11 protein-coding genes and 1 pseudogene are annotated in these 12,906 nt (G+C 66.0%); 5 read left to right on the top strand and 7 right to left on the bottom strand.

The features are described 5' to 3' along the window. The 5 genes and pseudogenes from NZ849_RS11800 to NZ849_RS11780 form a co-directional block, all read right to left on the bottom strand. Positions 1 to 426, bottom strand: a pseudogene (locus NZ849_RS11800) (hypothetical protein); the annotation flags it as partial. 38 nt (positions 427 to 464) lie between these two features. Further along, entirely contained in the window at positions 465 to 743 is a 279-nt protein-coding gene (locus NZ849_RS11795; protein ID WP_295407773.1) for a hypothetical protein, read from the bottom strand. Between the two features lie 124 nt (positions 744 to 867). After that, positions 868 to 2,145 carry an Nramp family divalent metal transporter gene (locus tag NZ849_RS11790; RefSeq protein WP_295407770.1) on the bottom strand — a complete coding sequence of 426 codons (1,278 nt, stop codon included), beginning with the start codon at positions 2,143 to 2,145 and terminating at the stop codon, positions 868 to 870. Positions 2,146 to 2,147: 2 nt separating this feature from the next. Then, positions 2,148 to 2,981, bottom strand: coding sequence for an ATP-dependent Clp protease proteolytic subunit (locus NZ849_RS11785; protein WP_295407767.1), 834 nt, complete (start codon positions 2,979 to 2,981; stop codon positions 2,148 to 2,150). Next, positions 2,969 to 4,087 (bottom strand): AI-2E family transporter, encoded by a 1,119-nt coding sequence (locus NZ849_RS11780; RefSeq protein WP_295407764.1) that lies wholly within the window; start codon positions 4,085 to 4,087, stop codon positions 2,969 to 2,971. Before NZ849_RS11780 ends, NZ849_RS11785 begins: the two co-directional genes overlap by 13 nt. Positions 4,088 to 4,294: 207 nt before the next feature. Here NZ849_RS11780 and NZ849_RS11775 point away from each other — a divergent pair, with 207 nt between their 5' ends. From NZ849_RS11775 to NZ849_RS11755, 5 genes are all read left to right on the top strand, one after another. Then, positions 4,295 to 5,461, top strand: coding sequence for a YncE family protein (locus NZ849_RS11775; RefSeq protein ID WP_295407761.1), 1,167 nt, complete (start codon positions 4,295 to 4,297; stop codon positions 5,459 to 5,461). Positions 5,462 to 5,463: 2 nt separating this feature from the next. Beyond that, positions 5,464 to 6,189, top strand: a complete 726-nt coding sequence (locus NZ849_RS11770; RefSeq protein WP_295407759.1) for a polysaccharide deacetylase family protein — start codon at positions 5,464 to 5,466, stop codon at positions 6,187 to 6,189. A 266-nt stretch (positions 6,190 to 6,455) separates the two neighbouring features. Then, positions 6,456 to 7,136 carry a response regulator transcription factor gene (locus NZ849_RS11765; RefSeq protein ID WP_295407756.1) on the top strand — a complete coding sequence of 227 codons (681 nt, stop codon included), beginning with the start codon at positions 6,456 to 6,458 and terminating at the stop codon, positions 7,134 to 7,136. Next, positions 7,133 to 8,425, top strand: a complete 1,293-nt coding sequence (locus NZ849_RS11760; RefSeq protein WP_295407753.1) for an ATP-binding protein — start codon at positions 7,133 to 7,135, stop codon at positions 8,423 to 8,425. Before NZ849_RS11765 ends, NZ849_RS11760 begins: the two co-directional genes overlap by 4 nt. Then, on the top strand, positions 8,422 to 9,051 hold the full coding sequence (locus NZ849_RS11755; protein WP_295407750.1) for a GNAT family N-acetyltransferase: 630 nt from the start codon (positions 8,422 to 8,424) through the stop codon (positions 9,049 to 9,051). Before NZ849_RS11760 ends, NZ849_RS11755 begins: the two co-directional genes overlap by 4 nt. 6 nt (positions 9,052 to 9,057) lie before the next feature. Here NZ849_RS11755 and NZ849_RS11750 read toward each other — a convergent pair whose 3' ends face one another. Together NZ849_RS11750 and NZ849_RS11745 are read right to left on the bottom strand one after the other, a co-directional pair. Further along, on the bottom strand, positions 9,058 to 10,350 hold the full coding sequence (locus tag NZ849_RS11750) for a nitrate/sulfonate/bicarbonate ABC transporter ATP-binding protein (protein WP_295407747.1): 1,293 nt from the start codon (positions 10,348 to 10,350) through the stop codon (positions 9,058 to 9,060). Between the two features lie 13 nt (positions 10,351 to 10,363). Beyond that, positions 10,364 to 12,379 carry an ABC transporter permease subunit gene (locus NZ849_RS11745; protein ID WP_295407744.1) on the bottom strand — a complete coding sequence of 672 codons (2,016 nt, stop codon included), beginning with the start codon at positions 12,377 to 12,379 and terminating at the stop codon, positions 10,364 to 10,366. Positions 12,380 to 12,906: the final 527 nt, after the last annotated feature.

Raw genomic sequence — 12,906 nt, 5'->3', positions numbered from 1 at the left:
GCCTTTTCCGCTCACCTTCACAGTGTCGCCCGACACCACCCCAGGCACCGCCGATACGCTCACGTTCAGGGTGTAGTTCACCGTGCTGGGGTTGGGGCTGCTGCAGGTCACTTTGGGGTTGGCCAGCTCGCTGGAGGTAGCCTGGATCACTTGGACCTGGGTAGGCATGCCTGGAGCCAAAGGGTTGCAGCGCACGGCCACGCCGTAGGTGGTGCTGCTGCCCAGGTTGAAGGTATAGGTGTTGGAGCTGCTGGGGGTAAAGGCCGCCCAGGCCCCGCTGCCCACCTGGTAGGCGGCGGTGTAGCCTACGTTCTGGGCGTCTACCACGGTAAGGGTGATGCTGCTGGGGGGCGGGCTGCTGCCCCCACCGCAGGCTACGAGCAGAAAACCGAAAGCCAGGAGCCAGAGTCGGGATGCCTTTTTCATCTTCCCTCCTTACGGGCAGGACTGTAGCAAAACCCCCCTTAACGCAGTCTGAACGCCCGCAGGCGATCCTGGTAACGCTCGGCCAGCACGCTATAACGCGCCCCTTGCAGCAGGGCCAACCTCCTCGAGGCTCTCCGGGTCACCCTTGAGCTCGGCCAGGTTGTTCCAGGTTCAGCCTCAGCCTCGAGCGAGCGCCGATAGGACTCCTGGGCCTCCTCGGTGCGGCCCTGGCGCTTACGCACCACCCCCAGGTTAAGCAAGGCCCTGGCCCGCAAAAGCGGCACCTCCCCGGCGGCCTGGAGGGCTTCGTTCAGCACCCCTTCGGCCTCGGCCAGGAGGGCCTGGCTGGCCCGCTGGTGGTCGTCGGTTCCCCAGGGGCCGCCCGAGTCGGTGAGATATGGTTTGCCTTGACCTAGCGCGATGGGGATATCCTGGAAACTCCTAGGTCAGACTCCGTACAAGCAGGTAGAGATTGAGCCACACGATGACCCCTGCCACTATCCAGCCCACGACCATTAGGGTTCGTCCAATGACCAGCTCACCCATCAGCCGCCGGTTGGCGGTAAAGAGCAGTAGCGGCACCAGGGCAAAGGGGATGGCGAAGGAAAGCACCACCTGCGAGAGCACCAAGACCCGGGTGGGGTCGAGGCCCAGAAGAATCACCCCAAAGGACGGGCCCAGGGTCACTAGGCGGCGCAGCCAGAGGGGGATGCCAAAGCCTACGAAGCCCTGCATGACCAGTTGGCCGGCCATGGTGCCCACCGTGGTGGAGGAAAGCCCTGAGGCCAGCAAGGCCACGGCAAAGGCCCCGGCGGCCAGGGGGCCCAGCAGAGGGGAGAGGGTCTGGTAGGCCGTGGTAATGTCGGCCACCTCGCTTTGGCCGGTGCGGTGAAAGGTTGCGGCGGCCGCCACCAGCATGGCGATGTTCACAAAGCTGGCGATGGAAAGGGCTACTCCCACATCCAGGTTGCTGAAGTAAAGTAGGCGGCGCTTGAGCGCGGGGTCTTGCAGGGGAATGCGCTGCTCGGTGAGGGCTGAATGCAGGTAGATGACATGGGGCATCACCGTGGCTCCCAGAATGCCCACCGCCAGAAGCACGCTTTCGCTTCCCGCAAAGCCCGGCACGAAGCCTTTGAAAAGCCCAACATCGGGATGGGCAATGAATAGCTCCAGCACATAGGCCAGGGCAATCACCCCCACCAGCACGGTGATGGCGGCCTCGAGCGGGCGGAAGCCAAAACGCTCCAGGGCCAACAGGAGGAAGGTGGCCAGCGCCGCCAGCACGGCGCTCCAGAAAAGGGGGAGGCCCAACAGCAGGTGAAACCCCAAGGCAGCCCCGATGAACTCGGCCAGGTCGGTGGCCATGGCCGCGAGTTCAGCCTGCACCCAGTAAAAGTAGCGTACCCAGGGACGGAACTCCTGCCGCACCACCTGGGGCAGGCTTTGGCCGGTGGCAATCCCCAGCCGGGCCGAAAGGCTTTGGATAAAGATAGCGATGAGGCTCGAGGCCACCACCACCCAGATGAGCTGATAGCCGAACTGGGCTCCAGCCTGGATATTGGTAGCAAAGTTTCCAGGGTCCATGTAGGCCACGCTGACCACGAAAGCCGGGCCCATAAAGGGGAGCACTCGAGCCAGGCCGCGCTTCTTTGAGCGGTGCTCGAGCACCTTCAGGGCTTCGGCCTGGGTGGTTTGGTCGCTCAGGGGCCCCGAGAGCACGACTACCTCGCCCTAGGCCCTTCGCGTCGGTAGGGCAGGGGCACGTACTGCACGCTGGGCCGGTTGCCGCGGGGTTGGGGGTAGAGCTCCATCAGGGCATAGACCTCGGGGGGCATCTCGGTGGAGATGGGCAGGCCCATAGCCCGGGCCTCCTCGGCGCTGATGGGGTAGTCGTGCGTCCAGGTACCCTGAGAGAGCCTAGCCGCGATGGCCTCGGCCTGGGCCTCGTCCAGGTGCTTGCGCAGGAGGTTTTGTGCGGTGGCCTTAACCTGGGCCAGCGCCTTTCGCGCCTGGTCGGCCATGATTAGGGTTTCATCGTCAATCTTTTCAATGGGCTTCTGCTCCAGCACCTTCAGGATGGAGACCGCCGGGTACTGCCCCAGCTGGGGGTCTACCGGGCCCAGCACCGCGTTGGCGTCCATGACGATCTCGTCGGCGGCCAGGGCGATCAGGGTGCCGCCCGACATGGCGTAGTGGGGCACGAAGACCGTCACCTTGGCCGGATGGCGCAAAAGGGCCTCGGCGATCTGCTCGGCGGCCAGCACCAGCCCCCCCGGGGTGTGGAGCACCAGGTCGATGGGTACCTGGGGGTCGGTGAGGCGGATGGCCCGCAGGACCTGCTCGGAGTCGTCGATGTCGATGTAGCGGGAAAGGGGCAGGCCCAGCAGGGCGATGGCCTCCTGCCGGTGGATTAAGGTGATGAGGCGGCTGTTGCGGCGGCGTTCCAGGGCCTGGATGCTGCGGGCCCGGGCCATTTCCAGCACCTGCCGCTGGAACAGCGGGCTCAGGAAGGAGATGAGCAGGAAGAGCCAGAAAAGACTGTTCAGGATTTCCATTTTGAGTCCTCCGGTGCTTGCCTGGTGCGGCCTTCCCCCAAGGGCCAGATGTCCTCCAACCACAGCTTGAGGAGAGCCGCAAAGGGTACAGCCACCAACATACCCGGTATGCCGCCCAGCCGCTCGCCCAGCAAAAGGGCCAGGAGCACCGTAACCGGGTGGAGCGAGGTGCTGCGGCCTATCAGCAAAGGCGCCAGCAGGTGGCCCTCGAGCTGGGCCGCCCCCAACAGCACCAGCAGGGCCTTGAGCACCACCGGCCAGCCCATGGGCAGGGCCGCGAAAAAGACCAGCACCGCCCCCAAAGCAATGCCCAGATAGGGGATGAGCTCCAGCACGCCCACCAGCATCCCCAGCGGCAGGGCCAGCGGCACCTTCAGAACGCCCAGGCTCAGCCCCACCAAGAGCCCCAGGCTGGCCGCCACCAGAATTTGCCCCCGAAAGTAGCCCATCACGGCCCGCTCGAGGTAGCCCACCATCCGCTCGCTCCAGGCCCGCAGGTCGGGGGGAAGCCTGTGCAAAAGGCCCTGGCCCATGCGCGGCCCATCGGCCAGCAGGTAGACGAAGAACACCACAAAGGCCGCCAGCTTGACTGCCCCGCCAAACAGAAGGGCCAGGGCCGGGAGCAGCCCGCTCTGGGCGAAGCCGCCCAGGCGGGGGATAAGCTCGGCGGAGAGGCTTTGCAAGAACTCGCCCACCGAACCGTAAGCCTGCTCGAGGGCCCCCACCAGCCAGGGGGGCAGCCCCGAGGCGTGCAGCCGCTCGGGTAGGTGCCTCCACCAAACGGCCAGGCTGTCTGCGGTCCCCGGAAGGGTTCGGGCGAAGTGGGCCAGTTCCTCACTGACCCGCACCAGCCCCACACCCAGGAGGCCCAGGCCCAAGCCCAGGAGCAGCAACACCAGCGCCAAAGCGGCCGGGCGCGGCAGCCGGAGCCGCTCCAGCCGGTCTACCCACGGGCGTAGCAGGGCTGCGAGCAGGAGGGCCAAAAGGAACAGCCCAAAGAGGTCGGCGGTGAGGTACACAAGCCGTAGCAAGGCCAGAAGCAGCAGCAGCCCGGCCACCCCCCGCACGTAGGGGTTGTTCCACAGCAAGCGCAGGCCCTCGAGCACGCCTCAGGCTATGGAGGCCGCGTAAAGGTTTGGTAAAAGGCGCCAGCCCTCACCTTCCCCTCAAAGCGCGCAACCTTCCTGCAAGGAAACCCCGAACCTGGGGGCTGCCAGGCCTGCCCGGCAGCTTTTTACCAGAGCTTTACCTAAGCGCTCTAACGTGCTCCCTCGAGGTCTGAGTGCCCCATGCATACCAAACGGAGGGCTGTGATGAGTGGAATACACCCTGGCTGGCGGGCGGTGTTGCTCTTGTTTTCCCTGATGGTCTATCGGTCGCAGGCAGAGGCCCTCGGCCCAGCGGGGCAGGGAGCCTCGAGCCCGCCCCCCATCGCCGCCAGCCCCGGGCTGAAGGCGGGCCTGCCGGGGATGCCGCCCTACGACCCCAAGAACGTCTACGCCTTCACCGCGGCGGGGATGCTCTCGCCTGTGGTCAGGGATTTCCCCGAACGGGTCTACGTGCCCGATGGCAAGACCAACCGGCTGTACGTGATCGACCCCAAGACCTACCGGGTGATGGCCAGCTATATGGTGGACGCAGAACCCCAGCACGTGGTGCCCGCCTACGACCTGAGGACCCTCTACGTGGCCAACGATGTGGGCAACACCCTCATCCCCATCGATCCCAAGACCGGAACCCTGGGGAAGCGGATCCCGGTCAAAGACCCCTACAACCTCTACTTCACCCCGGACGGAAAGTCGGCCATCGTGGTGGCCGAGTACCAGCGCCGCCTGGACTTCTTCGACCCTAAGACCTGGAAGCCCCAGGGGAGCCTGAGCGTCCCCTGCAAGGGCATCAATCACATGGACTACAGCGCCGATGGGCGCACCCTGGTGGCGGCCTGCGAGTTCAGCGGGGATTTGCTTCGGATTGACGTGGCGGCCCGGAAAGTGCGGGATAAGCTGCACCTGGGGGGGATGCCCCAGGACGTGAAGCTCTCCCCCGACGGCCAGGTGTTCTACGTGGCCGACATGATGGCCGATGGGGTGCACCTGATCGACGCCCTGGGGTTCCGGAAGGTCGGCTTCATCCCTACCGGCAAAGGGGCCCACGGCCTCTACCCCAGCCGCGACGCCAAGTACCTCTACATCTCCAACCGGGGGGAGGGCTCGGTGAGCGTGCTGGAGTTCGCCACCCGCAAGCTGGTAGCGAAGTGGAGAATCCCCGGCGGGGGTAGCCCGGACATGGGCGGGGTTTCGGCGGACGGCAAGAGGCTGTGGCTTTCCGGCCGCTACCACGGCGAGGTGTACGTCTTTGATACCGACCTGCAAAAAGGTGGCCTGATCCGGCGCATCAAGGTGGGCAAAAGCCCCCACGGGCTGGCTATCTACCCCCAGCCGGGCCGCTACTCCCTGGGGCACACCGGGGTGATGCGGTGAGGATGTGGGCCCTGGCGGTACTGCTCGGGGGGTTGGGGCTGGCCGCTCCCGTTCTCCACGGCCCTCGCCAGTCCCCCCAGATCGCCCTGACCTTTGACGCCGACATGACCCCGGGCATGCTCCAGATGCTACGCATGGGAAAGGTCAGAAGCTACAACCCCACCGAGCTCTACCGGCTGTTGGAGCAAAACCAGGTCAGGGCCACCTTTTTCCTGAGCGGCCTGTGGATCGAGGCCTACCCCGAGCAGGCCCGCGCCCTGGCGCAGAACCCCCTGTTTGAGCTGGAGAACCACAGCTACAGCCACCCTGGCTTTGCCCAGCCCTGCTACGGGCTGCCTGGGGTGGCCCCGGCCCGCAAGGCCGATGAGGTGCTGAAGACCCGGGCCCTGCTGGAGGGGCTGGGGGTCAAAAACCGCTACTTTCGCTTTCCCGGGGGCTGCTACGCCCCAGAGGACCTGGCCCTAGTGGAGCGGCTGGGGCTACAGGTGGTGCACTGGGACGTGGCGGGGGAGGATGGGGGCCAGGCCGACCCCAAGGTTATCGTGCGCAACGTGCTGGGCCGGGTGCGTAACGGCTCCATCGTCGTTCTGCACAGCCAGGGCGGCCCCCGTCTCCCCGCCACGCTTCCGGCCCTCAGGGAGCTGATACCGGCCTTGCGGGCGCGGGGGTTTGCTTTCGTCAAGCTCTCGGAACTGCTCGGTTCCGAGGGTCCGTTCCGGTTACGATAAAATTGAGGAGAAGCAGCGTGATCCAAAGGATATCCGGCATCTGGGGAAAGGGGCTTCGCCTGGCGCCTCTTTGGCTTCTAGGGCTGCTGTTTCTAAGCCTGATGGCCTTTATAGGCATGGCCGAGGACGTCTACGAGCGGTTCTTTGACGTTGTGGCTGCGAGGTGGAGGGAGCCATTCTCTTGGCGGGGGCCTTTGGCCGACTCGAGGCCGGCTTTTACCCCATCTTTACCCTCGCGGCGTAGCCTGCCATGCTAGAGGAGGCCTATGCGGGTGCTGCTGGTAGAAGACGACCCCCGGCTGGCCGCGCTCATCGCCGAGGGTTTGCGCGACGATGGGCTCATGGTGGACCATGCCCCCAACGCCGCCATCGGGCGGGGTATGGCCGAGCTGGAGACCTACGACCTCCTGATTCTGGACGTGATGCTGCCCGAAGGGCCCCAGGCCGGCTTCGAGCTGGCCCGCGTGTTGCGGGGCCGACGGGACAAAACCCCCATCCTCTTCCTCACCGCCCGGGGGGATGTGGACTCCAAGCTCACCGGGCTCGACAGCGGGGGCGACGACTACCTGAGCAAACCCTTCGACTTCCGCGAGCTCCGGGCCCGCATCCGCGCCCTGGTGCGGCGGGCTCGAGGCGAGGCCACCAACCTGATCCCTCTGCCCAGGGGCTACACCCTCGACCTGGCGGCCCACCAGGTGCTCAAGGATGGCCAGCCGGTGCCCCTAACCCCACGGGAGTACGCCCTGGTGGAGTGCTTCGGGCTGAACCCGGGCCGGGCCTATAGCCGCAACAGCCTCATCGAGCGGGTCTGGCCGGGGGAGAGCGAGGTGGACACCAAGGTGGTGGACGTCTACGTCTCGAGCCTGCGGCGCAAGCTGGGGGAGGACTTTATCGAGACGGTGCGCGGGCTGGGCTACCGATTGGGGCGAGTGGAGGAGGGCCCTTGAGCCTGCGGCTCCGCCTGACCCTGTACTACGGGCTGGTGCTGGGGGCCTTTTTGTTGCTGAGCGGGGCTGTGGTCTATGGGGTTTTTCACAGAGCATTGCACCAGATCCTGGATGAGTCGCTCCGGGAAGCGGCAGCCATTGCCGTGAGTGAGCTCCGCATCAGGGATTCCGGTCATTTGCAAAACCGTCTGCCGGGGGCCATCGCACTCACCGTTTACGATGCTCAGGGAAGGCCGCTTTGGCAGTTGGGGCAGCCCTGGGTGGAGGTTGAGCTCAAAACAGGCTTCCTGAGCGTACAGGGGACGCGGGTCTACAACCACCCCCTGCCGGGCGGTGGGGTGGTTCAGGTGATGCGTTCACAGCAGGAAGCTTTGAGTACCCTGGACAAAACCCAGAAAACCTTGCTGATGGGGCTACCGGTGCTCTTTGTGTTGGCCCTGGGGATGGGGTATCTGCTGGCTGACCGTTCACTGCGTCCGGTGGACCAGGTTACCCGGCTGGCCGAGGCCATCGCGGCCTCGGAACGGTACGGGCAACGGGTGCCGGAGAGCCCCGGGCAAGACGAGATGGCCCGGCTGACCCGCACCTTCAACGCCATGCTGGGCCGCCTCGAGCGCACCATCGAGCGCGAAAAGGCCTTCGCCCTGGCCGCGGCCCACGAGCTGCGCACCCCCTTGAGCCTGCTACAGGGGCGGGCCAGCCTGAGCTTAGAGCGGCCCCGCACTCCAGAGCAGTACCGTGAGGCCCTCGCGGAGATCGCCCGCACCGCCGAAGACCTGGCCCAGGTCATTGAGGCGCTTTTGTTGCTGGCCCGCACCCACGTGCCCTTCGAACCCGAACCGGTGGAGCTCGACCTGCTGGCCCTGGAGGTTCAGGAGCAGCTGGAGGGGCTGGCTAAGGAAAAACAGGTGAGGGTGATGCTCGAGCTCGAGCCCACCCCCTACCGGGGCCACCCCCTTACCCTCCGCACCGCCATCGCCAACCTGCTCTCCAACGCCATCAAATACGGGCCGGTGGGTGGGCGGGTCTGGCTGCGCACCCGGCGCGAGGGGGCGTGCGCGGTGGTGGAGGTAGCCGACGAAGGCCCGGGTATCCCCCAGGGGCAGCTCGAGCGCCTCCTGCAGCCCTTCCAGCGCGGCGCGGGCACCCAGGGGGTGCGGGGGGCCGGGCTGGGCCTGACTTTGGTCATGGCCATTGCCGAGCAGCACGGGGGGCGCCTCCGGCTAGAGAAAGCCCCCGAGGGGGGGCTGCTGGCCCGGTTGGAGCTGCCGGAGGAGAATCGGCGGTGAATCCCCAGATCCGTCCTGTCCTGCCCGCCGACTTTGCGGCCCTAACCGAGGTGGCCTACGCTACCGGCTTCTTTGGCCGTTCAGCAGAGGTCTATTTCCCCGCCAAGGTGCTCTTCGGCGAGCTTTGGGTGAGGCCCTACCTGGGGCCTGCGGGGGGATGCGGCCTGGTGCTCGAGGAAGAAGGCCAGATTTTGGGCTACGTGCTGGGTGCACAAGACCCAATCGCCTACCGCTGGTACTTCCTGAGAGGGCTACCCCGTTGGTTGCGCCAGGCTGCCCAGGGCTGTTACCCAGGGCTCGGCACCAGCTTGCGCTTCCTCTTGCGTGCCCTGCGCTACCCCAGTAAAGCCGCCCCCGAGGGGCTTTTCCCCGCCCATCTGCACATCAACCTTTTGGGCGGGGTGCGGGGCCAGGGCTGGGGTGAGCGGCTCCTGCGTGCGCATCTGACCTGCCTTCAGCAAAGGGGTCTGCCCGGCGTCCAGCTGTCCACCACCGAGGAAAATCGGGCAGCCCTGGGGCTCTACCATAAGCTGGGTTTCCGGGAGTACACCCGCTGGACGAGCCTTCTCTGGGCTCCTTGGTTGGGGCGCGCGGTGGTGCACCTGGTCCTGGTGCTGCCGTTATGAAGGAGGCTAGCCCGGCACCGGTTCCCGCATCAGCACCCCCCGGTTGTAGTCGTACTCAAATAGCCCGGCGTAGCGCCCCCAGTCAGTCGCAATAGCCAGCACACCCTCGGCGTCTTCGGCGGACATGTAGTCTTCCAGCTCGCGCAAAAAGCGCTCCTCAGGGGCCTGGCCGCTGGGACGGGTGTGCAGCACCCGGTGGATGTGGGCCAGCAGGGGCACGTGGAGGAGCAGCCGCTCGGCCAGGATTTGCCTTCGCCCTTCCGGGTTTGCCTGGATAAAGCGCAGGCCCTCGGCGCTCAGCCGGATGTCCCCTTCCTGCAAAACCGCTAGCCCCAGCAGTTCGGCGGCGTCTAGCAAGGGGAAGAGGTCGTCTACCTCGAGGCGCATCTCCTCGGCCAAGCGGGGCAGGTCTTCCCGGCCAAAGTCGGGGCCCTCGGCCACCCGCTCCAAGAGGCTCACCAGCCCCTCTATCGGGGCCTTGGGCAGGCGGTAGCCGATGCCGATGGGCTCTTGCGGGGGCTCCAAAGCGGGCTTGGCGGTCAGGATACGGTAGACCTGCTCCACCAGCCCCTGGAAGGCCGGGTCTTCGCGGTCGCGGGGGTGGTCGAGGGGTACCGGCACCTCGGCCCGGATGCGCCCGGGGTTGGACGAGAGTACCAGGATGCGGTGGGCCAGGAGCACCGCCTCTTCGATGTTGTGCGTGACCAGCAGGATGGCCTTCAGGGGCATGCGCTGGGCGTGCCAGATTTCCAGCAGTTCCTCCCGCAGGGTCTCGGCGGTGAGCACGTCCAGCGCGCTAAAAGGCTCGTCCATGAAGAGCACCTCGGGCCGGGTGACCAGCGCCCGGGCGAAGCCCACCCGCTGGCGCATCCCCCCCGAGAGTTCCTTGGGAAAAGCCTTTTCAAACCCGTCTAGCCCGATGAGCTCGAGGGCCTCCAGGGCCCGCTGGCGGCGCTCGGGAGCGGGAATACCCATGGCCTCCAGACCCAGCTCCACGTTTTGTTGCACGCTGAGCCAGGGAAACAGGGCGAAGCTCTGAAAGACCATGGCCATGCCTGGCATGGGCCCCGGTACTTCCTGGCCCCGGTAGCGCACCTCGCCCGCACTGGGCCGGATGAGCCCACTCAGGCAGCGCAAAAGGGTGCTTTTGCCCGAACCGCTGCGGCCCAAAAGGGCCACAATCTCCCCTTCTCGGAGCGTTAGGTTGATGCCGTCTAAAACGGTGAAGGGCTTGCCCTCAGGGGTGGTGAAGGTTTTGCTCAGCTCTTTGGCTTCCAGCAAGGTCTGGGCCGTTGTCATGGTATACCTCCGTTTAGTCCAGCCGGAAACGCTCCTCGGCCAGCCGGTAGAGGGGCCGCCAGAGGAGCCGGTTGTAGGCCAAAACCAGCAGGCCCATCGCCAGCATCCCCAGCCCCACATGAGGGTTAAAGGCCCCGGTGCTCCAGCGAGCGATATAGGCCCCCAGCCCGGTGGCTACCAATGTGGTGTCGCCCCAGCGCACCACCTCAGCCACGATGGAAGCGTTCCAGGTGCCGCCCGAAGCGGTGATGCCCCCGGTGACCAGGGCAGGAAACATCGCCGGGAGCAAAAGCCGCCGCCAGGCCAGCCCGCCCCGCAGGCCGTACAGCCGGGCCGCTTCCTTGAGGTCGTTGGGGATGGCGGCAGCCCCCGCCACCGCGTTGAAGAGGATGTACCACTGGGCTCCCAGCACCATCAGGGGCGAGACCCAGACCTCAGGGTTGAGCCGGAAGTGCACAATGGCCACCACAAACAGGGGAAACAGCAGATTGGCCGGGAAGGCTGCGCCGAACTGGGCCAGCGGCTGGACAAAGCGCGCCAGGCGGGGCCGTAGGCCGATGTACACCCCCAGGGGCAGCCAGAAAAGCGTGGCCAACAGGACCACCAACGTCACCCGCAGGGCGGTGAAGAGGCCGAGCCGGAGTACCTCGAGCGCCTCCGGCCAGGCCACCCTGCCCTCCGGGGCCAAGGGCTTCTGGCAGGCCTGCTTCAGGTCGGGAGGGGCTTTTACCCCCGGCTCGCGCAGCAGCATCTTCAGGCCCTCCTCCAGCACCGTTCCCCCTTGGGTAGCGGCGCACAGGCGGGAGAGCCAGACGGCCTGGTCGGGGTCGGGGCGGATCCCTAAACCGGCAAAGCGCCGGGCTATGGCGGGGGAAAACGCGGGGTTGAGGTTGGGGTTGGGCTGGAGCATCTGCCCGCCCCCAAAGCCCAGGCCCGGGCCAAACAGGTATCCCAAGAGCACCCCCAGAAGCCCCAGCGCACCCAGCATTACCGCCAGGTTGAACGCGAGGTCGGCCCGCCGGGTCCGCGAGCGCAGCCTGGGTGGGGGCTCGAGGGCCGCACCGGGCCGGTTTTTGCGGGCGCTTTGGCGCCACAGCCACTCCCACAAGGGCTGGGGTAGGCGGGCGATGCGCCGGGTCAGGCGGGCCCGCTGGAGGAGCGTCAGCACCCACGACTGCGCGGTCTCCTCTGGTGCCGACTGCTCGAACTTGAACTTCTCGGCCCAGGCCACCACCGGGCGGAAGAGGAGCTGGTCGTAGAGCAGCACCAGCACAAACAGGGTGAGCCCGGCGTAGAGCATGGCCCGAAAGTCGGCTCGCTCGATGGCCAAGGCCACGTAGGCGCCCACCCCCGGCAGGTACTGATCCCGCTCCCGCCCCACCACGCTGATCACCTCGGAGGCCACCACAAAGAACCAGCCCCCCGAGACCGACATCATGGCGTTCCAGACCAGCCCCGGCATAGCAAAGGGCACCTCGAGTTTCCAGAAGCGCTGCCAGGAGGAGAGCCTGAGCATGGCCGCAGCTTCTTGCAGCTCTTTGGGCACCGTGCGCAAGGAGGTGTAGAAGCTGAAGGCCATGTTCCAGACCTGCGAGGTAAAGATGGCGAAGATGCTGGCGGCCTCGAGGCCAAACAAACTACCGCGGAACAACCCCAGGAAGATGCCGGTGGTCGCAGTCAGAAACCCCAGGATGGGCAGCGACTGCAAAAAGTCCAGCAGCGGGATCAGCACCTTTTCGGCCCGCGGTAGCTTGGCGGCTGCGGTAGCGTAGGTAAAGGTAAAAAGCAGCGACAGCAAGAGCGCTGCCAGCATGCGAAACAGACTGCGCAGGCCGTAGTAGGGCAGGTGGACGGGGTCTAGGCTTACCGTGAGATCGGGTGAGGTGGGGGCGTAGGGCGCGGTGGCCCCCTCCAGGGCCAGGGTGAGTAGGGCCAACAGGGCCAGCACGCCGGGAATCACCAGCAAGTCCCAGCGCGAAAAGGGGGCCCGGCGGCGCAGGGCCTCGGGCGAGGGGAAAAGCCGCCTCATGGGGCCTCCTTGGGGAAAGGACGGGTTGGACGAAACAAAGTGCAACCTCCTCGGGGCGCAGGGGCTCCCGAGGAGGCGATTCCCTCAGAATCGGGCGCGCACCACCCGGGAGCCGGGCTTCAACCTATGACTGCCGCTGTCTTCCATGGCTTTTCGGCTCCCTTCAAGGCAATGAGAAGAGTAAACCCGGGCTATTTTCTATCGGTTTTGAGGGGGTGTCAAGGGGCTGGCTTTTTTAGGACAGGCGGGTTGCACTAGGCTGAGACAATCGCTTCTTCGGGTGCTGTCGGGCAGGCCCTCACTCCGCCGTCTGCAGGAGTTGCGGCCCCGGACAGGTTATGCAAAAAATGCCCGTGCTTCTCACGCTTACGCTGAGGGTCTCTTGTGAGGCAACTGCTGACGGCCGTTTTTACCTGGCCTTTACCTTATTCTGCTTAGCCTTGTAACCGAGAGGGGGGCGGCTCGTGCTTCTACATGGATAGGACAATTCCCAGTAAGACGGACCCGAAACCTTCTAGACGTTGGCT

It is taken from the genome of Meiothermus sp., assembly GCF_025060375.1.
Lineage (GTDB): Bacteria > Deinococcota > Deinococci > Deinococcales > Thermaceae > Meiothermus.
The sequence above is the reverse complement of the archived record's forward strand: the minus strand, read 5'-3'. Positions and strand labels throughout refer to the sequence as shown.

Bases quoted from the DNA above. Each gene is read 5' to 3' on its own strand.
- NZ849_RS11770 (WP_295407759.1), top strand. From the start codon at position 5,464: ATGTGGGCCCTGGCGGTACTGCTCGGGGGGTTGGGGCTGGCCGCTCCC.
- NZ849_RS11750 (WP_295407747.1), bottom strand. From the start codon at position 10,350: ATGACAACGGCCCAGACCTTGCTGGAAGCCAAAGAGCTGAGCAAAACC.
- NZ849_RS11765 (WP_295407756.1), top strand. From the start codon at position 6,456: ATGCGGGTGCTGCTGGTAGAAGACGACCCCCGGCTGGCCGCGCTCATC.
- NZ849_RS11785 (WP_295407767.1), bottom strand. From the start codon at position 2,981: ATGGAAATCCTGAACAGTCTTTTCTGGCTCTTCCTGCTCATCTCCTTC.
- NZ849_RS11775 (WP_295407761.1), top strand. From the start codon at position 4,295: ATGAGTGGAATACACCCTGGCTGGCGGGCGGTGTTGCTCTTGTTTTCC.
- NZ849_RS11745 (WP_295407744.1), bottom strand. From the start codon at position 12,379: ATGAGGCGGCTTTTCCCCTCGCCCGAGGCCCTGCGCCGCCGGGCCCCC.